Origin of the sequence: Nostoc favosum CHAB5714 (assembly GCF_020829495.1) — a bacterium.
GTDB classification, from domain to species: domain Bacteria; phylum Cyanobacteriota; class Cyanobacteriia; order Cyanobacteriales; family Nostocaceae; genus Nostoc; species Nostoc favosum.
In genome coordinates this window covers 151,043-176,654 of the sequence record NZ_JAIVFQ010000003.1, presented here as the reverse complement: position 1 = coordinate 176,654, position 25,612 = coordinate 151,043, and the positions used below count along the sequence as shown (strand labels likewise).

Sequence of the window (25,612 nt, the reverse complement as noted above, 5' to 3'; positions counted from 1 at the left end):
ATACTTATGTAAGTAATATCATGTAATTTGTATCTTAATTGTGAAATAATGAATAATACTTGCTGAGAGTCTATTTACTCTTTCTTTTTATAAGTCAGTCTTTTTTAAAGAGTTACTGAGAGGTTGAAGGGTAGTGAGCATAGGGCATTGTTCAACAAGTAGGAGAGCAAACGGAAAATTTTTTCCCTCCTGCCTTTTAAAAGTTCCCACTCCCCATAAAAGTGTAGAATCAGGGTTTATGTCTTCATAGGTTGAATGTCCCAGTTGTTTGCTACACAAGTATAGGTAAAGGATTATGCCAATATCGCAGGAGCTAAGGTGCTTTGGACATCACCTGATTCTAGGTATTTCTGGCACGACATTAAGCGATGATGATAAACGTGCCCTTAATGAATTGAGACCGATTGGAGTAATCTTTTTTGCCAAGAACTTTTTGGATGGCATCCCATATCAGATTTGGCTAGAAAGCTTCAAAGATTTAAACAATCAGATACGAGAATATACTGAACGTGATTCGATGTTTATGACTTTGGATCATGAAGGAGGTCGTGTTATTCGTACACCACTGCCGATTACCCAGTTTCCTCATGCGTTATTGCTGCGATCGCACGCCCACGAAGTAGCAAAAGCCACAGCATTAGAACTAAAATCACTGGGAATAAATTTATCTTGGGCACCTGTAGCAGATATTTTTTCCTATCCCCACAACCCCGTGATTGGATCTCGTGCCTTTGGTAACACTCCCGAAACTGCTACTCAAGGTGCGCGTGACTACTACCTTGGACTTCGAGATTCAGGAATTTTGGGATGCGCCAAACACTTTCCCGGACATGGAGACACCAGCAAAGACTCTCACATTGAGCTACCAATACTGAATCTAACTTTAGAAGATGTGCGACTTCGAGAACTTATACCTTTCAGAGCTTTAATCGAAGTACAGATTCCTTTAATCATGACTGCCCATATTTTATTTCCTAAGATAGATGCTGATGTGCCAGCAACGCTTTCGCAGGCTATTCTCAAAACCATACTTAGAGAGGAACTTGGCTTTGAGGGAGTAGTTGTATCTGACGACTTAGATATGAAAGCGATCTCAGATATGTTTATTAAAGCTGGTACTGTAGCGCGGTCATTTCATGCAGGCTGCGACCTGTTTATTGTCTCGCGTAATATTAATTCATCATCTATTGAAAGAACTTATCAGATTGCTGAAGATTTCGTCGATTCCCTCAGCAAGGGTAGCTTAGATGAATCAGTAGTGGAAGCAGCCAGAGAAAGAATTGAGAAACTACTGGCAGTAACACCGCAATATACCGTACAAATTTTGGATAAAGATATACTATTGCAACATGCTCAACTAGCGATCGCTAGTTGCTATTCATAATCTAAGGTGCATTCAAATTACATATTAGCAATTGCCAAAAGGCTGGCTAGGATTGCATTTCTAATTTTGAATTTTGAATTTTGAATTGCTTAGTGGGTGGTATAGGGGTCGAACCTATTTCTGCGGGTTAAAAGCCTGCTGCACAGCCGTTATGCCAACCACCCTAGTTAATTTAAATAAGAAATGAGCAAGTGCGATCGTATACTTACATCGCAACCTTTGTAACACCAACACTAGATACAGCAGATTTCAAGGAAGGTGAGGTACACAAGCTAAATCTGTTACCCAGGTATAAAGCGTGTTTTACTCCTGAATTCTGAATTCTGAATTCTGAATTCTGCTGTATAAATCCACCAGGGAGGTACTGCCCCTTCTATTTCTGTGTTATCAGCACAGCGCCTCACTTTTCGGCTTCAGGTGGATAAGTGGAAGATGGAGGAATCGAACCCCTATAGTTGCCCATACCCTGGTTTTCAAGACCAGTTGCCGTCCATTCAGCGGCATCTTCCATTCAAGGGTGGCTGACGGGACTTGAACCCGCTATGACTGGTTCCACAAACCAGCGCCTCGACCACTTTGGCTTCAGACACCATCAGTGGAATCAATGGGACTTGAACCCATAACTTCCTGCTTGCAAAACAGGCGCTCTAGCCATTTGAGCTATGACCCCATCAAACAAGTGAAAATAGCAAAGTAAAAAGTAATAAAGAAAAAGAAATAATTAAATTCTTTCTTTTGACTTTTGACTTTTGACTTGTTTAAGCGGGAGTGGTAGGACTTGAACCCACAACAAAACAGATTTTAAGTCTGCCACCTCTTCCAATTGGGCTACAGGAGCAAATTTTGCTACTCTTGGTGGGAATCGAACCCACAACACACCGTTTTTGAGACGGCAGCCTCTTCCAATTGGGCTACAAGAGCAAAGTTTGGCAGCCCCACCAGGACTCGAACCTGGAATCTTCGCCTTCAAAGGGCGCTATGTTGCCAATTACACCACAGGGCTTTATTGCCAGGGCAGGGTTTGAACCTGCAACCTCATCGTTCAGAGCGATGCGACTTACCAATTCGTCCACCCGGCATTAAACAATTCGTAATTACTAATTCGTAATTCGTAATTATGTTTTGTGACGGGGATTTAAATCCCGACTAACATAAAAGCCGTTTATAAAAACGTGGGTATCAACCCCTATTTAATTACGAATTACGAATTAGTAATTACGAATTATGATTGGCTGCCTCAGTAGGACTCGAACCTACAACCGCGCGGTTAACAGCCGCTTGCTCTACCATTGAGCTATGAGGCAACGAAGCCCCCCAGGTCGGAATCGAACCGACGACCTCCTGTTTTTCAAACAGGCGCTAACTACCAACTGAGCTACCGGGGGATAGGAGAAGAGATCGTGTAACGAGAGCGGAGGGATTTGAACCCTCAAGTCCTCAGTTTCGTAGACTGAGATGTTATCCGATTACACCACACTCTCAAAGCGGAGAGAACAGGATTTGAACCTGTGACGGGTAAACTACCCGTTTCCTCTTAGCAGGAGGACGCTTTGGGCCACTCAGCCACCTCTCCATAGTGGGTCGAGCAGGGTTTGAACCTGCGTGCAAAAAGAACAGTTTTACAGACTGTCGCCTTCAGCCAGACTCGGCCACCGACCCATAATCATTCCCTCGACGAGAATTGAACTCGCATTTGTGCTTTGAACTGGAGTTTAGACTAAATCAGTCATGTTCAAGAAACTCACCTTTAGTCTAAAGTCCAGTCATTAGTTCTTTTGTTTCTGCGACAACGCCTCGAACGCCCGGTTCAAAATCTCTTGCCGCTGCATTAAATCCACGTCAAGGCGAACATCCGCCATTATCCACGGGTTTACCTTGACCTCTTGCCCTTCCTCCAAGTGAGCTTGAACCCTTTGTAAAATCAATTCGGCTCCGCTTATTGCCATCTTGCCCAACAGCATCCTTTTGATTTCCGTTTTAAAGTCGCGTTCAAATCCGGTGGGAAACCGCAGTCGCCCGCTTGTTCGCTCCGCCTGAAACTCGAATCGGTCGCGATGTGACTGCACGCTCCAACCTTGCCACTTTCGCCGCACGCGGTTTTTAATGTCGGGTATGCTTGGTGCTACCCAAAACTCGAGCGTTCTTGCCATGACATCAAGATGAAACCCGCCGCGGGGAAATTGGTCGCCGTCGGCGATTATTAGATCGTCTAAGCCTTGATATTCACGAATCGCGGCAAGCAACGGACTTCCATAGTAGAGATAGTCTTGCGTATTGTCGTAAAGCGGAAACAGCTTTACCGCCTTGTCTTCGGTGACAATGCTCGCCACCGTGTCGATCCAGCCGAGTTTTTGCTGTTGCAACACCTCGAATCGCAAAACGTCTTCGCTTTTTACTTCAACTAAAACATTTTCGCGCGGGAAGCCGACGTAGTCCGCCATGTCGGCAATTCCCTCGTAAGCCCATCGCACTTGCCACCCCTGCCAGACAGAGCGCAAAACGTCGAGATACACTCGGCGCAATTGAACGTCAGAGGCAATGTCCTCTCTTTCAAAAATCAGAAAAACTCGCTTGTCAAGATCGACCACCGCGCCGCCTTCCGCCCACACCTCGTCAAGCCAACCCGATTCGTCAACTTCCTGCTGCGCTCGAATGAACTCGACGGCGTGTTCCACGCCCCAAAACAAATCGCGATATATCGTATTAGCGCACCAATGGTTGTAGAACAACTGGTACTTACCGCTTTCGACAAGAATTAGATTTGCTCTTTGTCCCATAGCTTATACCGCCCTCTATTTTTTACACCAGTGCATTCCGGCTTAGTTTTAGTACAAAATAACTATTTTTTGGCGAACGCCTGTTTTTAGTCTAAACACCAGTTAAGCTTTGTAACACATATATTATTAGTGGGATAGGTTCTGACACAGGGACTAGGATTTGAACCTAGAACATCGGATTTGGAGTCACGAGGTGTTGCCGTTACACCATCCCTGCATTTGGTGGCAGCGGCGGGATTTGCACCCGCATATACCAGGGTATGAACCTGGGGCTTTGCTGATTAAGCTACGCTGCGATCGCACCAGAGGCTGAGGTGAGATTTGAACTCACGATATCGGTTTTGCAGACCGACGCCTTCGACCACTTGGCTACTCAGCCATTTAGGAGCCTCGACGGAAGTTGCACGCGCTTGAGAGGCACAGCGACTTATCTAGTCGTCCACAAGGCTACACGGGAGCAACGAGAATCGAACCCGTAACCTATCGCTCGACAGGCGATCGCTCTAGCTATTTGAGCTATACCCCCATAGTTGATATCTGTGCCTAATATTTAAGCTTCTAGGCACAGATTTTTGGTGAACTTGCCCATTTCTTATTGGTAGAGTCGATGGGATGTATTATCATCCGCACCTCTCTGTTAGATCCGGACGTGCGCGTTTCCGTGCATCCGGCTCCCGATGTTCTTAGCTTTCGCGTTTGCCCATGTGAATGTAATCGTGGCAGCTTTCGTGAATGGCTAGTAGGTTTTTAGCCTTCCAGTTGTGATGATTTCCATCTACGTGGTGTAAGTGTACTCTCTCTTCCCCAAACATTTTTAGTCCACAATGTCCACATGAATGGCGTTGCCGTTTTAAGGCTCTAGAGGTTTCACCGTCGTAGAGCTTGCTGTTTCGTTCGCTCCAGTAGGTGATGTCTCCATCGAAAGGTGATTTGCTTCCTTTGACGTTGACGTGTTTGTTTTCGGAGTAGGGAATTGCAGGGAACGCCTTGTCAAGCAACTTCTTGCTTGTGTATCGGTCGTTCTTCGTTTCCCTGTTGAACACCTCATAAGCTCTGCGTTGGATGTGGTACAAGGAGAACCTTGAACCTACCATCTTGCAGAAGCGGTGGTAGTTCCTCCATCCTCTGACCAAGAGAGCTAATTTTTCAGCTTTTACCTTGGAACCATAGTTCGAGTTGTTGACTATGGCTTTTACTTTCTGACGAAATGCTTTGAAGTTATCCACTGAAGGGACACTCCGAAATTTTCCGTTGCTTTGCACCCTGAAGTGCCAGCCGAGGAAATTAAAGCCATCTGTCGTAGCAGTTATTTTGGTCTTGCTTTTACTGACGTTCATTCCTCTGTCAGCGAGAAACTGGCTGATTCTTTCAAGTATCTTTTCCGCATTATCTTTGGGTTTGAGGATAATTACCATGTCATCCGCGTAGCGGATGGATGGATGTATTTCTTCTATTCCATTGAGCGCAATATTTGCTAATAGGGGGCTTACCACTCCGCCTTGAGGCGTTCCTTGTTCAGGAAACTCTGGACTAGTACCTGCCTTGAGGCAGCGAAAGATACCTTTCTTCAAACCTGCTGGGGCAATGAGGTTATCCATTATTGTGGTGTGGCTTATCCTATCGAAGCATTTTTCGATATCGAGTTCTATCACTCGTTTTCCTATTCCATTTTTGGTAGATTGCAGGTTTAGAAAGAGGATTTTTTGGGCATCGTGTGCTGATCGTCCTGTTCTGAACCCGTAACTCCTTTCGTGGAAGGTTGCAACGCGCAAGCTGGTTCTAGGGCATATTTTGCAAGGCATTGCCACGCTCTGTCTGCCATAGTTCGGACTTTGAGTATCCGGGTTTTCCCATCCTTCTTGGGTATTGGGATTTCCCTTAGTTTGTTATGATGCCAGTTATTGCTGCTGGACTTGAGGGTTTCCTCAAGCGCTATGCGTTCTTCAAGCTTGAGGGACGCTTTGCCATCAACACCCGCAGTCTTTTTCCCCGCATTTAGCTGAGTTACTTGCCGGATAGCCAATAATCTCGCTGAGGTGGATTTCAGAATCAGTTTTTGCAGTGACCTCGCTTTCCGCTTGTCTCCAGCTTGAACTGCTTTAAACACCCGTTTTTGTAGGCGGAATAAATTACGTCGGAATTGCTTCCAAGGTAGAGTTTTCCAGGATTCACTAGTATTGCTACTGTGTCTAATCATGCTCTGACTCTAATGAATGTTCTCTGAACACCTCAGACCAGTTACGGTCTGTCCTACCCGAACTGAGGGGTTTCATCTTCTCGTCTAGCCTACAAAGGAGTTCGACCTGTCCCTTGACCCTCAATTCGTTTTTCTTCGTTCCCTCGGTTAGATTGTTAGTTCCTTTAGGTATAGCCAATTCAACCGCTAGATCCCCAAGACTCTTGCCACTACTAAACTAGATGTGTGGCGGGTGTTAGCTCTAGCAAGATTGAGGGTTTTTCGTTGTGCCTCATCTCCTTGTAGGTTGCTTTTCTAGGCTCTGTTTTACCTTGGGAACTCCCCGTTAGCGCCAGTGTCACCCCACAACGGATGTCTGATTGCGCCCTGGTTCCAGCTTCGCTCTCTAGATTACCGAGTCTAGTCGGCGTGGACAGATAGGGAGTCATACCTGAGTCTGGTAGGTGGAACTTTCACCCACATCAGACCGAGAGTTCAACCTTTACAAGGTTGGTAGCGTTATGTACGCAATGTACGCGATTTCCGCTACAACGAATCGCACTAGTTTTCAAGGTTCAGAAAAATTACTTTTAACTGTTAGAAACTGTTAGGAAAACAACCGAAACTCTAGGTAGCAAGCCTGTTGTGTATTACGGATGTATTCTGTGGTTTTGCTAAGTGCAAACTTAAAACTTTTTTGGTTGATTGCTTCTACTTCCGATGGTTTGCAAGTAGGAACAGCTTTGGTGACTGGGGACTTTGGTTTATTCCAACGTCTGTCCTTTAGTTGTATGTAGAACATAACTTTGACCCTTGAGAAGCTTTGTCTTTCACCTCACTACATTTATACTACAAAACACTACAAGAGGTGTCAAGGGGTTTCAGAAAATTTTTTTTAAATTGTCTAGAAAAGCTTCTGTACTTAGGTTTGAACTTAATTAGCGCTTCTGAAATGTCAAACTACAGTTATGCTTGGGTGAATCTTTAAAAGCCTGAGGTGACAGAGAACTCCTGCAAGCGACAACAGATAATTAGTTTTGTAGCGATCGCCTCTACGATTACAGCTTGTAGTATCTCCCTACAATTGGGGTTGAACAAGCCTTTAAGCAAAATCCATATTGCACAAGTTCAAGCTCATCCAGCAAAGGGCCAAATTAATGCCCAACTACCGCCAGCCAAAGTAGAAAACCCTACCTTTACAGTCCCAGCTAAATTTCAGGGAAAAACAGTTTATCAGGTACATCCCAGAAATAACGAGAAGGTTATTGCTCTAGGCATTGATGATGGGTCCTGGCCGAAGACAACCCTAGAAATGTTGGATATCCTGAAGCAAAATGATGTTAAGGTGACATTCTTTTGGGTAGGACAAGCTTTGCAAGCAAATCCTGACCTAGCCAAGTGTGAGGTAGCCGAGAGACACGCCATTGGCAACCATACTTGGCATCATTGGTATCGACGAATGGATGAAGCTACAGCCAAGAGTGAAATTGATCACATAGCTGATTTGATATACAAAACTACAAGAGTTAAAACTGCTCTGTTTCGTCCTCCTGGAGGCTTTTTAAACAACGGACTAGCCGCTTACGCCAAAAGCCAGAAAGACGCTGTAATTATGTGTCGCTAACTTCAGCCGATACTGATCCTCACGCCAAACCGCAAGCATTTGTAAGTAATGTATTGAAAGCCGCGAAACCAGGTTCTATTGTTTTGATGCATGACGGTGGTGGCGATGTCTAGGACAAGCCGCTGACGCTCCTTCGTCGCTACCGCTTCGCTAATGCGTCTACGCCAAAGAACTACACAAGCATTGCCACAAATCATCAGTGGACTCAAACAGCAAGGCTACCGATTTGTGACAATTCCCGAATTGTTAAAAATGGCGCAATAAATAGGGAGAAATATTACTCCCTGAATTTTAGATTTTAAATTTTGGATTTTAGATTGAATAATCCAAAATCCAAAATTGAGTCACCCTACTATTTCGTTTATTCGCTCATGACAGAAGCACAAGCTTGAGATTCTTGCCAGAGTTTGTGCAAAAAGAACTCAGCGCGATCGCTCATAGTGGTGAAAAACACACCTACAGCATCCTTAGAACTATCTAATAGCCAAGAACCCCGCAGGGTGACTTCCATATATTCGGCATCGCAGGCACAGAGGGCAATGATTTCTCTGTCATCTCTTTTTACCTCAGCCTTAAGCACTTCTACTCCTGGCAAATCAACAGGAAGCAAAAAGGAAGCGGTACTCGGTTCAATACATAAACTTTGCCCAACTCGCAGGGCTAAAATCACTCGCTGCGCTACCCATTCTTCTAGCGACAGAGTGAGACATTCCAAATAAAAGCTGCTTTCAGTGTAAGTTAATTTCAGCATTCCTTATGCTCTCCTGTTATTCCAGGCTTCCTTGCATATCTATCCAAAACTGTTCGGCAAAAGAAATCGCGGGGTGGATTGGTGCTTTTGGTTTGGTACGCAGTTGCATACCAGCCTCAAACAGGGTGCGATCGCCTTTACGGGAGTTACATTTCTCACAAGCTGTGACTACGTTATCCCAAGTGTGAGAACCGCCTCTTGATCGCGGCATCACATGATCTAGCGTTAGATGTTTGCCACTACCGCAGTATTGGCAAGTGTGATGATCTCGTCGCAACACTTCCCGCCGATTCACTGGCGGAACTTTCCACATCCGCTCATTAGAAGTAATTGTTAAGCGAATGTGTTTTGGGACATCAATTACCAAACTGGGTGAGTGAACTCGCCATCCGCCTTCTGTGGTAAAACCTAGCGGTTGAGCTTTGTCTGTTAGTAACAGCACAATTGCCCGCTTGATATTGATCCGACACAGTGGCAAGTAATTTTGAGAAAACACCACCACAGATTGCTCTAACACTTGCATTGCGTTCGCGCCGCGCATTGTTCGCGCAGCGTCTCGCAGAGAAGATATCGTCACAGCTTAACTCCTTATAAAAAAACCCCCGCTTCAAGTTTTCGGTGAAGCGGGGGTTAGAATTGACCGGAAAATTTTCTGGTCTTATATCGGTACAGTATTCCTTTGTCTGTACCCCCCCGTTTCTTCATCTAGTTCTGGTTTTGCAATCAGCGCACTAATGCTGAGATGTCTAAAATCATAATTACCCTCTGTGATTTGCCCATGATTTCGGCTACCATCGCCCATAAATAAATACTCCACTTCCATAGCAGCTGATTCCCAACCAGTTCGGCAATTGGTGGCGCACAAAATTGAAGTAGAGATGGGGTAAATGGATTTCACAGAAAATTTCACCTATTGAATATCGCTTTAAACATACTACACTTGTATTACTATCTTGTCTATACCTTTAAGGAGAAATAGTGATGCATACGATCGCTCGCACCCCAACCACCGATATGGAAGTTACCAGCATCCGCCTAGAGCGGGAACTGAAAGATAAGCTCAAAGAAATAGCTGGCAATCAGGGATATCAAGCTTTGATCCGAGATATCCTTTGGAATTATGTCCAGCAAAAATCAGGTGAATGGAAGCCTCGATTTTCGCGAACCGACATTCGAGCTAGCATCGCTGCCACAGCTCAGCAAGAAGAACGCTGTGTACTCACAGGTCAACTAATTCAACCCCAAGAACCAATGTTGTTAGGGCTGACCAGGAATGGGGATATGGTTCCTCTAAGTGTCGAGAGTTTGGCTGGATAGTCTTATATTCAGGCAATGCAGCTCAGTTATTTTTACTAAGTAATTGGGCTGCATTGAGACCTTAGCTTTATTTTCTCCAATGAGTAAAACTGATTATTAAGAATTTTAACTTCTGTACTCCATTGCTGCTACAAGGTAACTCTGTTTGATGCTCTGGCTTAGTTATATTTGATTGAGAGCAATATAGATCAAAGAATGGCTTGTTAAATGGAATAAAATAAAAACAAAATTTTACAAAATCTTTAAAATAGATGCAGTGTTTTTACGGGTATTTCTGGGGAATTTTCTTGAGATTCCAGAGAAATTACGGTTTATGTATACTTACAGACAGGATATTCTAGGTCAAAGTTAGTTAATTATCTCAATATAAAGAAGATAAAGCAGCCAGAAATAATCAGGCTGGGTCATTTTAGAATATCCTAAGTGTCTTACTACCTATGTAGCAATTTTCTTAAAATAGCGGGAACTTGGCCATCTGCCATAGAAAAGGGCTATAACAGGTGAGAGAAAGTATTCATACAAGATTTGTCAATTATCAAGGTGTAGCAACACAACTAACGGTGAACAATATGCCAAGAGGTTGGGTGCAAAAACAATGGAGTTATTATCCAAGGGCATGCCAAAAATGAAAAAGCCTTTATCGTCGCCGCCACATTATGTAGATGACATAGATCGACTACAACCTTACCAAGTCAAGCTGATGCAGCATCAGGAAGAACCTGCCCGCAAGTTGGTACAAAAGATTAACCAAATCATTGCCAATAGCTCCGCTACAGCATTGATGCTGCAAGATATTGCCCAATTGCTAGGAGTTGTCTTTCAAGTAGATTGTTGCTGCTTGGTTTCAGTAACTGGTGAGACATCCGAGGAAGCAATTACTACTAATTGGTGTGCTGATGAGTATCTAGCGTTACCACACCCAGAAGAGATGTTTTCGATAGAACAGTTGCTTATGCACTCGCCAGTGCTGCAATGTGCTGCGGAACCATTGACTATTGAAGATATTTCCATTATTCAGAACAGTCTGGTAATTGGGTGTCAATATTTGCCACTACCGATAAAAGCAGTTTTGGCAATTCCCACCCGGTTTGGTGGCAATAATAATGGGGTGATTAGTCTGATTAAATTCCAACCCTATGACTGGAGTGAATCAGAAAAACAACTGCTAAAAGAGGTGGAATCGGCTTGCGCTATCGCTTTTTCTCGCGTAGCCCAAGCCCAGCTAATTGCTCATCAACAACAGTATCTGCAAAAGAGCAATCAGTATCAAAGCTTGATCAAGCAACTAACACTACTGAGCCGTAGCAACTTGGAGCTTAATCAAATGCTCCAGTTAGTTATCGCCTCTACTGCCGAATCTCTACAGGCAGATCGGGGTTTGCTTATACTACTAAAATATACAGACCCATTATTTAGGACTCAAGCTAAAAAACAAGTTCCTAAAGCGAAAGCTAGAGTGGTTGGTGAATGGGCTAAGGAAACCCAAATTTATCGGACTACTAAACCAGATACCTTAGATCAGTCTTTCTTGCTTTCGGAGTGTGGTTTATGCCAGCGTGCCTTCATAGATTCTGCAAAATCAGTAATCTTCGATAATTACACAGAGCAAAAAGATACTTCGTCAGCTGCTCCATTATTTGCAATAGAACAATTGCCTGCGGTGTTATTAGTGCCATTAGAAAGTCAAGGTAAAATCTTAGGATTCTTGGTGCTACAGCAAGCTGTGACTCGCAGTTGGCAAGCAGCAGAATTAAATCTTGTGGAAATGGTTTGTGCTCAACTAAGTAACGCCATAATTCAGGCACAGACATTGCGCCAAGTACAAACTTTGGTAGATGAGCGAACGGCGAAACTACAGAGTAGTCTGGAACTCCAGGCAAAATTGCATGAAAGAACCCGGCAGTATGTTGAGCAGTTGCAGAAACTCAATGAACTCAAAGATGAATTTTTGAGCAACATGAGCGATCGCTTGCGCTATCCTTTGACAAATATGCTGATGTCAATTCGGAACTTACGTTTGCCAGGAATCGCGCCAGAGCGTCAGGTTCGATACATGGATATCCTAGAGCAGGAATGTACAAAAGAAATCAACTTGATTAATGACTTGTTGACACTCCAGAAACTAGAGTCGCCTCACGAAGCCCCGCAATTAGAATCTATAGATTTAAATACTAAAATTCAGGATATAGCAGCATCTTTCGAGAAAAAACTCGCAGAGAAGGGATTAAAGATTTCTGTAGATTTACCAGAGGAATCGCTAAAACTGCAAACTGAACTGGAGAGTTTTGACCGCATCCTGCAAGAGTTGTTAACAAATGCCTGTAAATACTCAGAGCATGATACTATTGTCCACCTTAAAGCCTCTCACCAAGTTGATCAACAAATTGATCAAGTTATCATGAAGGTGACGAATACAGGACATGCCATCTCTCAAGAAGAAGCGACTTATATCTTTGACAAGTTCCGTCGCGGAAAAGGGCGCTGGACTCCGGGGACTGGCTTGGGACTTGCTTTAGTCAAGTCTTTAGTGCAGCATCTGAATGGAGCGATCGCAGTTGAAAGTCTCCCAATTTCGGATTCTGAACAGAGCGAAATTTGCTTCACCCTGACTCTGCCCCAATTTTCTGACGAAAGCAAACCATAATTCTGAAAGTGACTAAAAAACAGAACGCAACAGAGAGCCTTGATCTCCAGTCTCTTAATGATGACATCAACCTCGAAGAGGATTTTACTGCTGATGCAGTAATGGCAGCTAAGGTAGAAGTTCAAATTGAGAAAATAGCAGAGCGACAGCGACAAATCAGCGCTAAAGTTCAAATTCCCCAACCAGTGGAACAAATCTGGAAGGTTCTGACAGATTATGAATCCTTACCTGACTTTCTCCCCAACCTCGCCAAGAGTCGTCTAATCGAGCATCCCAATGGTGGTATTCGACTGGAGCAAGTAGGCTCCCAGCGCTTACTGAATTTCAACTTTAGTGCGCGAGTAGTTTTGGATTTGGAAGAATACTTCCCTAAAGAAATTAACTTCCGCATGGTAGAGGGAGATTTTAAAGGCTTTTCTGGTAGCTGGTGCTTAGAGCCTTATTTTCTTGGAGAGTATGTAGGAACAAATCTTTGCTACACAATTCAAGTCTGGCCTAAACTGACTATGCCAGTGGGAATCATTGAAAACCGCCTTAGTAAAGATTTGCGGTTAAATCTCCTGGCTATTCACCAACGTGTAGAAAATTTAGCCAGTAAAGAACCTTATGTATAGTTAAACTATCATTCAGGAAAAACCCTGAATGATAGTTTAATTTCGTAGATTTCAGCAAAAAATACTTTTGCTTTTCTATTGTTTTTAAGTACCCCCAGGGGAATTCGAATCCCCGTTACCTCCGTGAAAGGGAGGTGTCCTAGGCCTCTAGACGATGGGGGCGTCGGACTCAGACCTTTTATAAGGTAACCAATTTCCTAGCCTTTGTCAACAGCTTTTGCCAAAAAAAGTTTGTGGCGGCTAAACTGGGTGGAGGCAAAAGTTGAAGAGGATACAAAGCATATGGAGACACCAAAAGAATTCCGTAGAAGCTTATGCAGGAAGCCCCCGGGTGCGTCAACGTTAAAGAGACGCCCAGATAGAAAAACGCTAAATTCAGCAATGGACAAAGAGTATGATGTTGTACCCTGTAAAGTTAATATCTACGGTTTTTTACAAGAGATTTTGAAATAAATCGCTCAAAATCTACAACATGGAAGCATCTTTTGAAATTACCCTACAGATGGCGATCGCCGTCCTTGCAGGCATTAGCGCCCAAGTGCTGGCTGCATACTTTCGGATACCCAGCATCGTCTTGTTATTGCTGTTGGGCATCCTCTTTGGCTCTGATGGCATCGGGCTGTTGCATCCCCATTTACTCGGCACTGGATTGGAAGTTATTGTCGCTCTAGCAACGGCAATCATTTTGTTTGAAGGCGGACTTAACTTGGATCTGCGAGAGTTAGGTAAAGTTTCAGTCAGCTTACAATTGCTCGTCACTCTAGGAACGCTGATCACATTGCTTGGTGGGAGTATGGCTGCTCACTGGCTAGGTGAATTCCCCTGGAACATAGCTTTTCTCTATGCTTCTATCGTTGTGGTGACAGGCCCAACCGTCGTTGGCCCTTTGCTCAAACAAATTAATGTAGATCGGCAAGTAGCAACACTCTTGGAAGGAGAAGGGGTTTTAATTGACCCTGTAGGGGCTATACTCGCCTTCGTCGTCCTCGATACGATTTTAAATGGCGATGCTGACCCCATTAATGCGATCGTCGGTTTGCTGATGCGCCTGGGTGTTGGTGCGGCAATTGGTGGTGCTGGCGGTTATCTGATGAGTTTGATTTTCAAACGCGCCAGTTTTCTGTCATTCGAGTTAAAAAACTTAGTGGTATTGGCGATACTTTGGAGCCTGTTTACCTTATCGCAAATGATCCGCAGTGAATCGGGAGTAATGACAACAGTAGTTGCAGGAGCAGTTTTTGCTAACTCCTCAGTCCCAGAAGAACGCCTATTAAGGAGCTTTAAGGGTCAGCTGACAATTCTCAGCGTCTCGGTGCTGTTCATCTTATTAGCTGCTGATTTATCCATTGCCAGTGTGTTTGCTTTAGGTTGGGGTAGTTTATTCACTGTTTTGGTATTAATGTTTGTCGTTCGCCCAATTAATATCCTCTTGTGTACCTGGAACAGTGACTTAAACTGGCGACAAAAACTGTTTTTAAGCTGGGTTGCTCCTAGAGGAATTGTTGCTGCCTCTGTCGCTTCTTTTTTTGCGATTTCGCTGACACAGCGTGGCATTAACGGCGGTGATTCTATCAAAGCTTTAGTTTTCCTCACAATTATCATGACTGTTGTCTGCCAAGGGCTAACAGCTGGCTGGATTGCTAAATGGCTGCAAATCACTTCCAAAGACGTAACTGGGGCAGTGATTGTAGGTTGTAATCCGTTAAGTCTTTTGATTGCCCGCTTCTTTCAAGAACGGGGAGAAAACGTAGTCATGATTGATACTGACCCCGAATGTCTTGTGCAAGCCGAGGCGCAAAATCTGCGGGTGATTGCTAGCAGTGGGCTAGATGCTGCTGTTTTGGAAGAGGCAGGACTTGGCTCTATGGGTACTTTTTTGGCTATGACTAGTAATGGCGAGGTGAATTTTGTTTTGGCTCAACGAGCAGCTGAGGAATTTAAGCCGCCGCGCGTCTTAGCTGTTTTCCCCCGCGATCCGCAAGCGAATATTTCGGTTAGTAATAAAGTTAATCAAGCTTTTATCCCAGACTTAGCGATTAAAACTTGGAATGAATATTTGAATGATGGGCGCGTCAAGCTAGGGACAACTACGTTAGATGAGTTGGAGTTTTCTACTCAATGCGATCGCATCCAAGAAAAGATTCGGACTGGGGTGTTGATACCGCTATTGATAGAACGAGAAGAACGCTTACAGGTAATGCCAGCTAACCAAGAGTGGGAAATTGGCGATCGCATTATTTACCTGTTGCATGACCCCAGACCTAGCCTTTTAAAACGTTTATCTGGTGCTACCCAATCCACTCCCCTCTCTCTAGAAAAGTTACCAGAGGTTGAAGACCTATCGCTGGCCCAGTTGTCTCAATTTTCCGCTAGTGAGGTTCCTGGGGGGTGAGGCAGAGGGGCAGAGGGGCAGGGGAGCAGGGGAGCAGGGGAGGGAAGAAAGAATTCCTAACTTTTGACTCTTTATTAGCTTTGGGAAGGAATAAATTCGCTTTCTGGCGGTTGTTGTAAATTACTAATTTCTGGTCTTGGCGTTTCTTGATATATTTCCCATTCCTGCCAGAGTAAAGCAGATAAATGCACTATGGCAAGAATTAGGGTCGCCACGGAAATCAGATAACTGTTGATTGTGTAAAGGTGTTCGACGGTAACTGTGTTAATGGCTCCACCACCAGTCAGGATGTCGCGCAGTTGCCCACCAATAAAAGGAATAGCTTCGATGGTTCCTAGCTCAATGCTAAAACGCCAGTATCCTTCCTGAGTCCAATCTAGGATCATCGCTGTCCAATTCAGCCCGATCGCACTTAAGGTTAACAAAATCCCGCTAATCCAAGCGGCAAGCCAACTCTTGCGAAATTGCCGACCTAAAAACATCACCACAATTTGAATCAGAGCGATCGCAATTACTGCGTTACCAGCAATATCATGCGCTCTCCAAAACAACCACCCGTATGGCAGTTGTGTATTAATCATCTTCAATGAGTTATAAGCTCCGCCTGCTGTCGGTTCATAGTAAAAAGAAAGCATTACTCCGGTAGAGATATAAATTAAGCACAAAGTCAGAATCACGACCGATATTATCGTCGCTACTCGTCGCAAAATCCTATCGAACTGGGTGCTTTGCATAGCTCACCCCTCCTGTTCTTAACTAGGTATTTATTACTATTACAATTTTAGCTAAGAAATTTTAATAAATGTTGCATTACCCAAATAAAAATATAGTTTTTTAAATCGGATACATAACACAATTCTCAATGAGCTAACGGCGCGAAAATAAACATACGATTTCAAATGGCGTAAGAGCTTGGAATACAATACTTTTGACTTTCGCCTTGCGGTACTGGCCCGCCTCAGACTTAAGTCTGAGGCTAATAGCCCAAGTCCACTCAAGTGGACTGGAAGCGTTTACTAGTCGTTTTTAGACGATAGCCTAGTAATTCATTGCTAGGTGATTGTTGGGACTAGCGCCAGATATCAGTTAAATCAAATATTGCACCCAAGCTTTTAAGGGTTCTGCTGAACCATACCAAATTCCAGGACTTCTCGGGGAATGCCTCACACCTTCAATCACCAGATTTTCTGCCCCTTCTAGGTGAGCAGCTTCAATGGGTGTGATTCCATCTCCCCAAGTGTTGCCCTTACCACAGGTTAATTGGTAACTACTGTAAGCTAACCAGCTACCGCGCCGCCTTTGGCCAAAGATAGTTTTGCCAGCCACACAAACGTAATGAACGTTTTTGTAAAAAGCTCCTGGGTAGTTATTGGTGACAAAATCTAGATTGGAGCGCGTCCAGCGTTCTTGGCTAATATGAGGTGTACCCAAGGTGATGAGAGTAGCAATCAGGGGATGCGCTTCCCAAAGAGATGGTTTAACGTTACCTCTTGCCAAATAAGGCTTTTCTCCCATGTAGATGCGGGATATCCAACCTCCCGCTGAGTGACCAATCAAGTTAATTTGAGTAGCATTATGTTGCTGCAATGTATGCTTGATTGTAAGATCGAGTTGTTGCAGAATTGGCGTTACAGGTCTTCCTCCAATAGTGGGTAGCCAGTCACGCCGTCGCAGTGGTACTGTAACAGCGGGAAAATTTAACTGTTGTAGGGATTGTTCTAGTTGGCGGTAAGCGATCGCACTTTCTAGATATCCAGGTACAATAACTGTCGGTAACGGCATTTTAAATTTTGGATGCAATGATTGATAAGGGTTTGAAGTTTTTTGACGAAGAAGAAGTCAAAAGTTAGAATTGCGATCGCATGACTGACTCCTTTTATAAAAACCCAAATAGCTTTGGTGGGGTTTAGGGCTAGAATGTCAATAGAATTGTACAATTTGCAACAGATTTAGGGACTGCTGATGTGGTAGTATTTTCACATAGGGACTAGTCTCGGATAAGTAAGTGTGCCATCTGTTACAGAAGCTTAGTTGACTGGAAAACGGTATAAAAAACAAGGCAACTTCAGCAGATGTTGTAATGTGCTAAGACTTGTACGTTCACTTAAACTTTATAAATATCCCAGATATTAATTTTAATTGCGTGCGTCATAAGAATTAAGAAATCAAAAGTAGTAATTTTTAAAATATCTCTTTAGCAAGCTCAAACTGGAACACATGATACAGCGTCATTAATCAATTAAAAACTTGAATAAATGGCAATTTTGGCGTTTTCATTGCCAGGATAGGAAGTTATTATTTCCTTAGAGGAACGCATTTTTTGCAAGATAGTCACAAAGAGAAAATCGCTAGTCAACTGCAACTGAGCCGAGTGAACGATAACAGCTATGTCTTACGTCTCCCTGTTTAAAAATATACCAGAACTCTTAAGCCAGCCAATTGGGATAGCAGCTATAGCTTCTCTTGGCATCCACGGTGCGATCGCGATGATTGTGCCATTGATGCCTATGGATTCTAGCAAACCCAAAGATACAGCATCATCAAAAACCGTCGGACTTTTAGAATTGAGCCAAGCCGACCAAAGCCGTTTGCCGCAAAGCACGCCCCAAATTGGTTTACAACAACTTCCTCCAATAGCGCCACTTTCTCCTCCGAACTTTAGCGCCCAAACTCTATTGCCCCCAGTGGCACCAGCGCCATCCAGTCAGCTAGTACTGCCTCCGCTACCCGCATCATCGAATAACTATCGGGTTTCCTCCTTGCCTACAAGGCAGTCTTTGCGGATGATTCCTAGTGGTAATTTGGGATTTGACGCCTCTAAATTTGATAGTTCTAAATTCAATACCAGCCCTAAATTCTCTCGATCGGCTCCTCGTGTAAATGTCAGTGACACCAAATACGAGGCACCTCAGCCGTTGGCTGTAAATAGATTACCAGAATTGCAATCGCAGAAAATACCTGATGATATTCTGCAAAAACCGTTGGCTGTAAATAGATTGCCACAATTGCAGTCGCAGCAAATACCTGATGATATTCTGCAAAATGCCCAATCTCCAAACTTATCTGACACTAGCCCCATTGCAACAGGACAGGGAAATACGGCTTCACAAATGACGCAATCGGGTAATGATGCGTCTAGAATTGATCAAAACCCGCTGATAAATTCTCTAAAACAAGCTTCAAGGGCTGGGGATAGCTTAACCCTAATTAGGGGAACTACGTCACAGACACCCGATTTATCTGCCAAAGGAACTCAACTGGCTATAGCACAGCTAGACTCTTACGCAAACCTGAGAAAAGAAGTCCAGCAACAATACCCCAACGCTCAACAAAAACCAGTCATCCGTCAAACATTACCCACGAAGAAGCCAAATCTCGAAGGTGCTGTTTTGGGTGTATTAGTGGTAGATCCTGATGGTAAGGTCTTAGATATCAAGTTTCAAGACAAGTTAGTTTCCCCGGAATTGAAATCAGAAGCAAGGGAATACTTCAACAAGCAATCTCCCAAGGGAGATAAACGGATCAGTTCCTATCCATTTAACCTAAGTTTTCAAAACAATACTAGCAACACCACTGGGACTACTCAATTATCTGCACCGGGAATCAATAACAATCAGCTTACCCCCAAACCATTTCCTGAACTGCGAATCAGAAATAATCAGCCCACGCCTTCATCGACAGGTACTCTTAAACCATTAGCTGCACCAGGAGTCAATGGCAATCAGCCTGAGTTCTCACCGACAGCTGCTCCCAAACCATTATCTGAACTGCGAATCAGAAATAACCAGCCTGCGTCCTTACCGACAGGTACTCTTAAACCATTATCTGCACCGGCAGTCAATAGCAATCAACCTACGCCCTCAGCAGCAGTTAATTCTAAACCATTCTCTGAACTGCAAATCAGAAATAACCAGCTTACGCCTTCACCGTCGGCTACTACTTCCGAACCGTTAGTGCTACCAAGAGTCAATAAGAGTCAGCCTACAGCCTCTGCTGAATCGGATGGAAAATTAGTAGAACGGTTGCGCGAAGTGAAGGAAAACAGACAAAAATCTAATTTAGAAAAATAATCACCAGCAGGTGATTTTGGATTAAGATAGAAGCTCAATGGCACAGCCAAGTGATATCAGTCCTTTTGAAAGCTAGTGCTTTCCAACTTGATTGCGAAAGCCTGGCTTTCTGACCATTGGTATAGTTGCCTTTTATTCAGCCCAGCCCAGGTGAGAAAGTGCGGGATGGGCTAATGTTTTATTGGCAAGTGCCTAAACTGTTGCTTTTTTACGTGTTAGTGTTGAACCAACACCTAAAGCAGCAAAGGATAGTAAACTTAAAACTGAAGCGGGTTCGGGAACACTCTTTGTAGTAATATCAGAAACTACAATGTTATCAAATTGGTGAAATGGACTAACTTGCTCCCAGGTTGTTGAAACAAGGTTTGTAAAATCTTTTAAAGCAAAAGTTTGGAATCCTTTAACACCATTTAGATTAAAGGTATTAGAGATAATTGAATTATCAGCCTTCGTACCAACAAATTTCACTGTAGGTGATTCAAAAGGCTGATTAAGTTCTCCTAAATCAATCGAAATCAGATCAAAAATCCCGCCATCGTTTTTAGTTAGAACTGTTGTGCCGTCAACTGTATCGTTAAATAAGGCAGTAGAACCTAAATAGCGAGATTCTCCTGTGTTAAATGTTGAAAACTCAAAAAGATTACTGATGTTCGTAAGAGTGTAGCCATCTTCAGTGTAAGAAAAACCCTGATTAGAGATGCCGTCACCAGGCTGGGCTAAACTTTCAAAATCAATGACTGTTAATGCCTGTGCAGTTGTGCCCATTCCTATGGCAATAGCTGTCGCACCTAATGTAGCCACGGAGAACTTTTTCACAAAAACTGAATTAATCATCATAATCCCGTGATTTTAAGTTATCGAGTGAATATTTAGAATATTTTTTGCTTGATGTAGCATACACTACGTGGACGAAAATTTACAATAATTGACGATCTTCTTTACATAAAAAATACTTAAAGCAAAGTTTTTGGGATACGTATTAAGCAAGTATGAAGCTAATTGCTTAATTTTAATTCAGACATCAGTAATTATATTTAGTCAAAATTGTAATGTCTATTTATTTACATTCAGGGCTATTTCATTCTATTTTTAGGGCATTTTTTACAAATTTTTTAGGAAAAACAATAATTTAGCAACGAACCTACCCCTCAAAAATGCCCATTTTGTGAGAATTAACCCGTAAGCATAAAACGTGACATTTTAGAATGAAATAGCCCTGATTTACATTTAATTACGTATAACAAGCGAATAAGGACTTCCAAAAAATAAATTATCCAAAATTATTTGTACATTTTTAGGGGCGCAAGTCCTTGCGCCCCTAAGATAAGATGTTTTTTTAACTGGAAGTCCCTAACTTCATCATTCAAGGGTGTCTATGCCAAAAGTTGGGGTTGCTCAAACCAAAAGTAGTTAGTTCTAAAATACCTTGGTGTGTTTCCTGAACTGAAAAAACCCTTTGGCACACCAAAGGGCTGTTGTTTTATCCAGATAAATCTTTCAGCTACTTTACCAGCCTTGTTCTGCATTCTGAAAAACGTAAGCAGCTACCTCCAGAATCTCCTCAGAACTTAACTTGCCTTTAAAGGCAGGCATGGCATTTTTACCATTTTGTACTTGGTGGATAATCGCTTCGATTGAGTCGCTATTATAATTTTCTAAGTACTTTGACAATGCTTCCTTTTTCAAGGTTTTCTGGCTAATAAGGATGTTACCGCCACCTATATGGCAAGAAGCGCAGTTAGCCTCGAAAATTTTAGCACCGTTGGATATTTCGGCAGCTAGTGCTGGACTAATGAATGTCAAATTGAATAGAGCGATCGCCCACAGTAGGATTAATAAAAGTATTCTCAATAGAATTTCCTCGCAACAAGCCTCCAGCAAGAGTATAAACGCGATTAATGCCTAATTAAGTCAAGTTTGATCAAAATTGGCGGTAACGAGTTTATCCCTCTATCGTCACAGGTTACTTAGCGTCTTAGGGGAAGATAGGACTCGTTACCGCCATTTATTCATTGTATGCGTCACTCTCTCTAGGAGTGTGGTGTGTTGCTATGGGCTAATTTCAGAGAAGGAAGCCCAGAAAATCATCTTGTGTCAATGAGGATCTTTCTAGCCTTGGACAGTGATTGTACCAACCATGCCAGCACCACGGTGGGGTTCGCAGTAGAAGGTGTAATCACCAGAAGGTGCGTCTTTGGGGAAGGTGGTTGTTTCCTTTTGACCAGCACTCATCAGCAAATTCTTATGAGACAGAGATTTAGCTAAAGTGGCGTCCTTAGCTGGATTTTTGGCAGCATCAAACACAACATTATGGGGAGGAACTTTATTGTTCACCCATTCAATTGTATCACCTGGTTTAATTGTCAACTTTTTCGGTTCAAATGCCAGCATTCCTTTATCGCTACCCAATTTCACCTTGTAGGTTTCAGCCGAAGCACTGGGAGTAAAAACAGCGAAGCTGCTAACAACTAAAAGGATTGTCAACACAGCTAAACTAAGACGTCGCCAGCTTGCCGAAATCAATTTCATGGCTCTCTCCTAACAAACAATTTTTTTTCCTTTCTCATTTTAAATAAAATCAACGCCAAATATGACAATCTGTCATAGATACAATTTTTTTTTTAAGAATGAGGAGCAATTTATTGCAAAAAGCTCTGCAATCACTAAGAAATACTAGACTGCTATTGCCCAAAAATCCTGTGAATAAAGGTAAAGGGTAAAATAAGAGATTTTTATTTTTTCTTCAGGAATATCTTGACTTTTGAAAAATTTTTTGCGCCCAACCCAGGAATATTTTCTGCTGCTGTGAGAACGAAAGCAGCTAAACTTTGGTGAAAACTGGGGAATGGGGAATGGGAAATGGGGAATGGGGAATGGATTCCGCCCAATGCCCAATGCCCAATGCCCCAATGACTCAGTACTAATTCCAGGATTTAGTAATAGATTTTTCCGCCTCCCCACTTAGTGCCAACGATTTTGGGTTGTAAGAGAATATGACCGGCGATCGCCTCCAAGTCTTCATCTGTCAGATTTCGCATTGCTGTGAAAATATCTGCACTTTTGATACTGGGGTGTATTTCGGAAATCTCTTCTTCCCCGTCGTAAGTAGTGGGATTTTTCAGATAATCCACCAAGCCTTCAATGTTATTACGGTTAGGTGTTGCCAGTGCCAGGTCTTCTGGAGTGAGTCCAACGTTCTGGTTTGTCTTGGTAACTCCCCCAGCATGACATTGGGCGCAAGCGTAATTAAATAAGCGTTTGCCTTCTTTGACTTGTTTAAGGCTGAGTACGGTGACCTCACCCTGAGTATTTAATGGCACTGTCCGGGTAGCTTTGTCGAGTTCCACTGCTGTCGCGCTACCAACAAGCAACTGAAACGAGAGTAAAACAGTAACCACAACAACGCCAATTAGTCTTCTAAACATGTTTCCCCTTAAAGATTTTGACGCTCAACACAGCTAAGAAAGCGATTCTCAATCTCCAAGCTGCTAATTGCTAACGACTCATTGTTTTTATCATTAGCTATCAGTGATTAGCCAAAGCCCGAGATAACCCTTCAGGTGACCTCGTGATCACCCACCGAGTCGCTAGTACCTTTTGGGCGTATTTCAGACGAGATTTGGGAAATAATTGCCTTTGCATCTTCTAACGCCAAACGAGTCTTTTGGTGTTTGTAAGCAATTCCCAGTTGGTTGCACAGAGAAAACACTTTTTCTACAGGAATGCTGTAGTCGGCTGCTATCTCTGCGATTGATAGGTCTGCAAAACCCATAATGCTTGTTAACTGATATATAGAGATTGAGTCGCTGTAATACCAATATCACGTTAGGAGTGCAATTTGTTGCCCAAAATACTGTTTGGGAATCGGGAGGGGGAAAGAGGGCAGGGGGGCAGGGGGAGCAGGGGGAGAATTTTTAACTCTTGACTAATTACATTTAGGAAAATTAACGAAAAACTGCCGCATCATGAAGATGAAAGTGGCATTAACCATGCTAGGGACAATCATCCCTTGGTAAAATCGGTTCGCCTCCGAAAAGTTGCCGCTGAATTAAACTGATAGCAACGATCGCTGGTGCTAACAAAAATGCGATCGCAGCTGGATATTCAGCTACCTGCCACGGTGTAGCGTAGTTAACTACCGCCAATAATGACGATGGCGATCGCCATCGTCAATCCCAAAAAATTAAGTAATCTTTTCTTGCTCACAGACAAATAAAAGTCTTTCTTCTTACTTATACCTTGTGTTATTAAGGAGTGATATTTTACTTATTTGAAATTTTGGTTAAAAATTGCAAGCTAAAATAACGAAAACTTATCAAGAATGCTGATGGAAGCATACTGAGTTTCTCAACAACCGGATTTATGTCAGGATGTTTTACTCATAAACATACATTATGGATTTTGTTCAGGTTGAAACAACTGCACCACGGACTCTAGAAATTCCCCAGATTGCCTTACCGCCCACAGCACTTTCTCTAACCTCTCGAATTCCCAAGGATGCGATTCGCACTAGTTTAAAAGCCTCCACTACAGATTCTGTCTTAACAGCGGTTTACTCCCTTGGAACTGGCGGGATTTTACTCAGCAATTTTTTGGTGGAATTGGGTGCTAGTCCAGTGGTATTTGGGATGCTGTGCTCTATCCCCATGTTGGTCAATCTTATTCAGCCATTGGGCGCTTACTTGTCTGAACGTAGCACCAGCCGCTTTCAATATTCTCTTCGGACACACGGAATTGGTCGGCTGCTATGGCTAGTTCTAGTAATCGGTATTGTAGGCGTAAGCTTGGGGGTGATTAATAATCACCAGTTAGTGATATTGACACTCTTGATTGTTCTATTCAGCAATCTTTTGGGAGGACTAGGAGCGGCATCGTGGCTAAGTTGGGTAGCAATGATAGTTCCCCCCCAATTGCGAGGCAGGTATTTTGGGATACGCAATAGTGCTGCTAGCCTTACCAATTTGGTTTGCGTACCAATAGCCGGTCTAGTTGTATCACATTGGTATGGTGGAAGTATCCAAGGCTATGGGGTGGTTCTGCTGGTAGGTATAGTGTTTGGGATTGTGGGATTGGGATGTCAATATTTCCAGGTGGATATGAATCCGCAATCGCAAAACACTTATTATGGCAAGTTACCTCAAACAAATGAGATTCAACAAGAGGCAAGGGAGCTCTTAGCTGGGAGCAAGGGGGATAGTTCAAATGGGGATTCAACGCCACCTGTTGCGCCAGCTTCCAGCATCTGGAAAAACTCTAACTTTTTGAGATTTTTGCTGTATTTCAGCTTCTGGGCGCTTGCTGTTAACCTCAGCAGTCCTTTTTTTAACCTCTACATGCTGGACACGCTCGATTTAGAGGTGAGCTACGTGACTATCTACAACAGCCTTCAGGCGGGAGCGACTTTGCTGATGCTCATCGTGTGGGGCAAATTAGCAGACAAGATAGGCAATCGTCCTATCCTGATCTGTATTGGGATTTTGGTTGCAGCCACACCACTGCTTTGGCTGGGGATTGGTGTTAATCGCCTTGACATCTGGTTGTGGTTACCCCTGTTACACATCTTGGCTGGAGGTACTTGGGCGGCGATTGACTTGTGTAACAACAATATACAATTGGCGATCGCACCAACTAAAAATCAGTCTATCTATTTTGCGATCGCAGCTGCCGTTGCTGGAGCGAGTGGTGCTTTAGGCACAACTATAGGCAGCTTCATCGTCCAATTTGCTCAGTTTGGAGGCTTACTGGGGTTGTTCGCCGTCTCTAGTCTATTTCGACTAGCAGCGCTTATCCCACTACTTTTTGTCAAAGAGCCGGAGAGAGCATAAGGGAGCCAAAAGTGAGGAGTTAGAAGTTAGGAGTGAGG

Annotated in this window: 21 protein-coding genes, 17 tRNA genes and 2 pseudogenes; 8 read left to right on the top strand and 32 right to left on the bottom strand. The window is 43.3% G+C overall.

Translation table 11 applies throughout. The features are described 5' to 3' along the window. Nucleotides 1-295 precede the first annotated feature (295 nt). Nucleotides 296-1,384, top strand: a complete 1,089-nt coding sequence (gene nagZ, locus LC586_RS03880; protein WP_229483131.1) for a beta-N-acetylhexosaminidase — start codon at nucleotides 296-298, stop codon at nucleotides 1,382-1,384. 93 nt (nucleotides 1,385-1,477) lie between these two features. Here the strand turns inward: nagZ and LC586_RS03875 are convergent. The 20 genes and pseudogenes from LC586_RS03875 to LC586_RS03780 all read right to left on the bottom strand — a co-directional run bounded on the left by LC586_RS03875 (nucleotide 1,478) and on the right by LC586_RS03780 (nucleotide 7,139). Continuing rightward, nucleotides 1,478-1,548 (bottom strand) — tRNA-Lys (locus LC586_RS03875). Between the two features lie 262 nt (nucleotides 1,549-1,810). Then, nucleotides 1,811-1,893 (bottom strand) — tRNA-OTHER (locus LC586_RS03870). A 7-nt stretch (nucleotides 1,894-1,900) separates the two neighbouring features. Continuing rightward, nucleotides 1,901-1,974, bottom strand: a tRNA-His gene (locus LC586_RS03865). Nucleotides 1,975-1,980: 6 nt separating this feature from the next. Next, nucleotides 1,981-2,054, bottom strand: a tRNA-Ala gene (locus LC586_RS03860). 177 nt (nucleotides 2,055-2,231) lie between these two features. Further along, a tRNA-Leu gene (locus tag LC586_RS03855) sits at nucleotides 2,232-2,305 on the bottom strand. 6 nt (nucleotides 2,306-2,311) lie between these two features. Next, a tRNA-Gln gene (locus tag LC586_RS03850) sits at nucleotides 2,312-2,387 on the bottom strand. A 3-nt stretch (nucleotides 2,388-2,390) separates the two neighbouring features. Next, nucleotides 2,391-2,463 (bottom strand) — tRNA-Gln (locus tag LC586_RS03845). Nucleotides 2,464-2,613: 150 nt separating this feature from the next. Next, a tRNA-Asn gene (locus tag LC586_RS03840) sits at nucleotides 2,614-2,688 on the bottom strand. A gap of 6 nt (nucleotides 2,689-2,694) precedes the next feature. Further along, nucleotides 2,695-2,769: transfer RNA gene (locus tag LC586_RS03835), tRNA-Phe, on the bottom strand. A gap of 21 nt (nucleotides 2,770-2,790) precedes the next feature. Then, a tRNA-Arg gene (locus tag LC586_RS03830) sits at nucleotides 2,791-2,865 on the bottom strand. Between the two features lie 4 nt (nucleotides 2,866-2,869). Then, a tRNA-Ser gene (locus LC586_RS03825) sits at nucleotides 2,870-2,957 on the bottom strand. A gap of 4 nt (nucleotides 2,958-2,961) precedes the next feature. Further along, a tRNA-Tyr gene (locus LC586_RS03820) sits at nucleotides 2,962-3,043 on the bottom strand. A 107-nt stretch (nucleotides 3,044-3,150) separates the two neighbouring features. Continuing rightward, nucleotides 3,151-4,161 (bottom strand): hypothetical protein, encoded by a 1,011-nt coding sequence (locus LC586_RS03815; protein WP_229483129.1) that lies wholly within the window; start codon nucleotides 4,159-4,161, stop codon nucleotides 3,151-3,153. A gap of 145 nt (nucleotides 4,162-4,306) precedes the next feature. Further along, nucleotides 4,307-4,378, bottom strand: a tRNA-Trp gene (locus LC586_RS03810). Between the two features lie 3 nt (nucleotides 4,379-4,381). Further along, nucleotides 4,382-4,457 (bottom strand) — tRNA-Met (locus LC586_RS03805). Between the two features lie 10 nt (nucleotides 4,458-4,467). After that, nucleotides 4,468-4,540 (bottom strand) — tRNA-Cys (locus tag LC586_RS03800). Nucleotides 4,541-4,613: 73 nt separating this feature from the next. Next, nucleotides 4,614-4,687 (bottom strand) — tRNA-Asp (locus LC586_RS03795). A gap of 157 nt (nucleotides 4,688-4,844) precedes the next feature. Beyond that, nucleotides 4,845-6,358: pseudogene (locus LC586_RS03790) on the bottom strand (group II intron reverse transcriptase/maturase). 212 nt (nucleotides 6,359-6,570) lie between these two features. Then, nucleotides 6,571-6,786, bottom strand: coding sequence for a hypothetical protein (locus tag LC586_RS03785; RefSeq protein WP_229483127.1), 216 nt, complete (start codon nucleotides 6,784-6,786; stop codon nucleotides 6,571-6,573). A gap of 158 nt (nucleotides 6,787-6,944) precedes the next feature. Further along, nucleotides 6,945-7,139: a hypothetical protein gene (locus LC586_RS03780; protein WP_229483125.1), complete on the bottom strand. Its 195-nt coding sequence runs from the start codon at nucleotides 7,137-7,139 to the stop codon at nucleotides 6,945-6,947. Between the two features lie 195 nt (nucleotides 7,140-7,334). Between LC586_RS03780 and LC586_RS03775 the strand changes: the two are divergent. Next, nucleotides 7,335-8,225, top strand: a pseudogene (locus LC586_RS03775) (polysaccharide deacetylase family protein). Nucleotides 8,226-8,322: 97 nt separating this feature from the next. Here the strand turns inward: LC586_RS03775 and LC586_RS03770 are convergent. From LC586_RS03770 to LC586_RS03760, 3 genes are all read right to left on the bottom strand, one after another. Then, nucleotides 8,323-8,712, bottom strand: coding sequence for an alr0857 family protein (locus tag LC586_RS03770; RefSeq protein WP_229483123.1), 390 nt, complete (start codon nucleotides 8,710-8,712; stop codon nucleotides 8,323-8,325). 16 nt (nucleotides 8,713-8,728) lie between these two features. Further along, a complete protein-coding gene (locus LC586_RS03765; RefSeq protein ID WP_229483234.1) occupies nucleotides 8,729-9,235 on the bottom strand; it encodes an HNH endonuclease in 507 nt (168 codons plus the stop codon). Between the two features lie 135 nt (nucleotides 9,236-9,370). After that, the gene (locus tag LC586_RS03760; RefSeq protein WP_100899950.1) at nucleotides 9,371-9,622 is read right to left on the bottom strand and encodes a hypothetical protein; all 252 of its coding nucleotides are present in this window, start codon (nucleotides 9,620-9,622) and stop codon (nucleotides 9,371-9,373) included. 71 nt (nucleotides 9,623-9,693) lie between these two features. Here LC586_RS03760 and LC586_RS03755 point away from each other — a divergent pair, with 71 nt between their 5' ends. The 3 genes from LC586_RS03755 to LC586_RS03745 all read left to right on the top strand — a co-directional run bounded on the left by LC586_RS03755 (nucleotide 9,694) and on the right by LC586_RS03745 (nucleotide 13,287). Beyond that, complete coding sequence (locus LC586_RS03755) at nucleotides 9,694-10,029, top strand: ribbon-helix-helix domain-containing protein (protein ID WP_109011785.1); 336 nt, start codon at nucleotides 9,694-9,696, stop codon at nucleotides 10,027-10,029. A gap of 625 nt (nucleotides 10,030-10,654) precedes the next feature. Continuing rightward, a complete protein-coding gene (locus tag LC586_RS03750; RefSeq protein WP_229483121.1) occupies nucleotides 10,655-12,673 on the top strand; it encodes a GAF domain-containing sensor histidine kinase in 2,019 nt (672 codons plus the stop codon). A gap of 8 nt (nucleotides 12,674-12,681) precedes the next feature. Next, nucleotides 12,682-13,287 (top strand): SRPBCC family protein, encoded by a 606-nt coding sequence (locus LC586_RS03745; protein WP_229483120.1) that lies wholly within the window; start codon nucleotides 12,682-12,684, stop codon nucleotides 13,285-13,287. Between the two features lie 89 nt (nucleotides 13,288-13,376). Here the strand turns inward: LC586_RS03745 and LC586_RS03740 are convergent. Further along, nucleotides 13,377-13,449, bottom strand: a tRNA-Glu gene (locus LC586_RS03740). Between the two features lie 310 nt (nucleotides 13,450-13,759). Here LC586_RS03740 and LC586_RS03735 point away from each other — a divergent pair. Further along, a complete protein-coding gene (locus LC586_RS03735; RefSeq protein WP_229483118.1) occupies nucleotides 13,760-15,679 on the top strand; it encodes a cation:proton antiporter in 1,920 nt (639 codons plus the stop codon). 74 nt (nucleotides 15,680-15,753) lie between these two features. On the opposite strand, the gene LC586_RS03730 is transcribed toward LC586_RS03735, so the two are convergent. Both LC586_RS03730 and LC586_RS03725 read right to left on the bottom strand, forming a co-directional pair. Beyond that, the gene (locus LC586_RS03730) at nucleotides 15,754-16,413 is read right to left on the bottom strand and encodes a cytochrome b N-terminal domain-containing protein (RefSeq protein WP_229483117.1); all 660 of its coding nucleotides are present in this window, start codon (nucleotides 16,411-16,413) and stop codon (nucleotides 15,754-15,756) included. Nucleotides 16,414-16,765: 352 nt separating this feature from the next. Next, on the bottom strand, nucleotides 16,766-17,461 hold the full coding sequence (locus LC586_RS03725; protein ID WP_229483116.1) for an esterase/lipase family protein: 696 nt from the start codon (nucleotides 17,459-17,461) through the stop codon (nucleotides 16,766-16,768). Nucleotides 17,462-18,066: 605 nt separating this feature from the next. Between LC586_RS03725 and LC586_RS03720 the strand changes: the two genes are divergently transcribed. After that, nucleotides 18,067-19,749, top strand: coding sequence for a hypothetical protein (locus LC586_RS03720; protein ID WP_229483114.1), 1,683 nt, complete (start codon nucleotides 18,067-18,069; stop codon nucleotides 19,747-19,749). Between the two features lie 192 nt (nucleotides 19,750-19,941). On the opposite strand, the gene LC586_RS03715 is transcribed toward LC586_RS03720, so the two are convergent. The 6 genes from LC586_RS03715 to LC586_RS03690 all read right to left on the bottom strand — a co-directional run bounded on the left by LC586_RS03715 (nucleotide 19,942) and on the right by LC586_RS03690 (nucleotide 23,894). Beyond that, entirely contained in the window at nucleotides 19,942-20,586 is a 645-nt protein-coding gene (locus LC586_RS03715; protein ID WP_229483112.1) for a hypothetical protein, read from the bottom strand. 669 nt (nucleotides 20,587-21,255) lie between these two features. Next, entirely contained in the window at nucleotides 21,256-21,600 is a 345-nt protein-coding gene (gene petJ, locus LC586_RS03710) for a cytochrome c6 PetJ (RefSeq protein WP_229483110.1), read from the bottom strand. A gap of 258 nt (nucleotides 21,601-21,858) precedes the next feature. Next, nucleotides 21,859-22,278 (bottom strand): plastocyanin, encoded by a 420-nt coding sequence (gene petE / locus LC586_RS03705; protein ID WP_229483108.1) that lies wholly within the window; start codon nucleotides 22,276-22,278, stop codon nucleotides 21,859-21,861. 404 nt (nucleotides 22,279-22,682) lie between these two features. Next, the gene (gene psbV, locus LC586_RS03700; protein WP_229483107.1) at nucleotides 22,683-23,174 is read right to left on the bottom strand and encodes a photosystem II cytochrome c-550; all 492 of its coding nucleotides are present in this window, start codon (nucleotides 23,172-23,174) and stop codon (nucleotides 22,683-22,685) included. 131 nt (nucleotides 23,175-23,305) lie between these two features. Next, on the bottom strand, nucleotides 23,306-23,521 hold the full coding sequence (locus LC586_RS03695; protein WP_229483105.1) for a hypothetical protein: 216 nt from the start codon (nucleotides 23,519-23,521) through the stop codon (nucleotides 23,306-23,308). A gap of 220 nt (nucleotides 23,522-23,741) precedes the next feature. Further along, nucleotides 23,742-23,894: a hypothetical protein gene (locus LC586_RS03690; RefSeq protein WP_229483104.1), complete on the bottom strand. Its 153-nt coding sequence runs from the start codon at nucleotides 23,892-23,894 to the stop codon at nucleotides 23,742-23,744. A gap of 249 nt (nucleotides 23,895-24,143) precedes the next feature. On the opposite strand from LC586_RS03690, the gene LC586_RS03685 reads away from it, so the two are divergent. Beyond that, complete coding sequence (locus tag LC586_RS03685) at nucleotides 24,144-25,574, top strand: MFS transporter (protein WP_229483103.1); 1,431 nt, start codon at nucleotides 24,144-24,146, stop codon at nucleotides 25,572-25,574. Nucleotides 25,575-25,612: the final 38 nt, after the last annotated feature.

Excerpts from the sequence above, each read along its gene's own strand:
- LC586_RS03725 (WP_229483116.1), bottom strand. The coding sequence starts at position 17,461 with ATGCCGTTACCGACAGTTATTGTACCTGGATATCTAGAAAGTGCGATC.
- LC586_RS03780 (WP_229483125.1), bottom strand. The coding sequence starts at position 7,139 with ATGTTCTACATACAACTAAAGGACAGACGTTGGAATAAACCAAAGTCC.
- LC586_RS03720 (WP_229483114.1), top strand. The coding sequence starts at position 18,067 with ATGTCTTACGTCTCCCTGTTTAAAAATATACCAGAACTCTTAAGCCAG.
- LC586_RS03685 (WP_229483103.1), top strand. The coding sequence starts at position 24,144 with ATGGATTTTGTTCAGGTTGAAACAACTGCACCACGGACTCTAGAAATT.
- petE (WP_229483108.1), bottom strand. The coding sequence starts at position 22,278 with ATGAAATTGATTTCGGCAAGCTGGCGACGTCTTAGTTTAGCTGTGTTG.
- LC586_RS03715 (WP_229483112.1), bottom strand. The coding sequence starts at position 20,586 with ATGATGATTAATTCAGTTTTTGTGAAAAAGTTCTCCGTGGCTACATTA.
- LC586_RS03765 (WP_229483234.1), bottom strand. The coding sequence starts at position 9,235 with ATGCAAGTGTTAGAGCAATCTGTGGTGGTGTTTTCTCAAAATTACTTG.
- LC586_RS03770 (WP_229483123.1), bottom strand. The coding sequence starts at position 8,712 with ATGCTGAAATTAACTTACACTGAAAGCAGCTTTTATTTGGAATGTCTC.
- nagZ (WP_229483131.1), top strand. The coding sequence starts at position 296 with ATGCCAATATCGCAGGAGCTAAGGTGCTTTGGACATCACCTGATTCTA.
- LC586_RS03735 (WP_229483118.1), top strand. The coding sequence starts at position 13,760 with ATGGAAGCATCTTTTGAAATTACCCTACAGATGGCGATCGCCGTCCTT.
- LC586_RS03695 (WP_229483105.1), bottom strand. The coding sequence starts at position 23,521 with ATGGGTTTTGCAGACCTATCAATCGCAGAGATAGCAGCCGACTACAGC.
- LC586_RS03730 (WP_229483117.1), bottom strand. The coding sequence starts at position 16,413 with ATGCAAAGCACCCAGTTCGATAGGATTTTGCGACGAGTAGCGACGATA.
- psbV (WP_229483107.1), bottom strand. The coding sequence starts at position 23,174 with ATGTTTAGAAGACTAATTGGCGTTGTTGTGGTTACTGTTTTACTCTCG.
- LC586_RS03750 (WP_229483121.1), top strand. The coding sequence starts at position 10,655 with ATGAAAAAGCCTTTATCGTCGCCGCCACATTATGTAGATGACATAGAT.
- LC586_RS03755 (WP_109011785.1), top strand. The coding sequence starts at position 9,694 with ATGCATACGATCGCTCGCACCCCAACCACCGATATGGAAGTTACCAGC.
- LC586_RS03815 (WP_229483129.1), bottom strand. The coding sequence starts at position 4,161 with ATGGGACAAAGAGCAAATCTAATTCTTGTCGAAAGCGGTAAGTACCAG.
- LC586_RS03785 (WP_229483127.1), bottom strand. The coding sequence starts at position 6,786 with ATGACTCCCTATCTGTCCACGCCGACTAGACTCGGTAATCTAGAGAGC.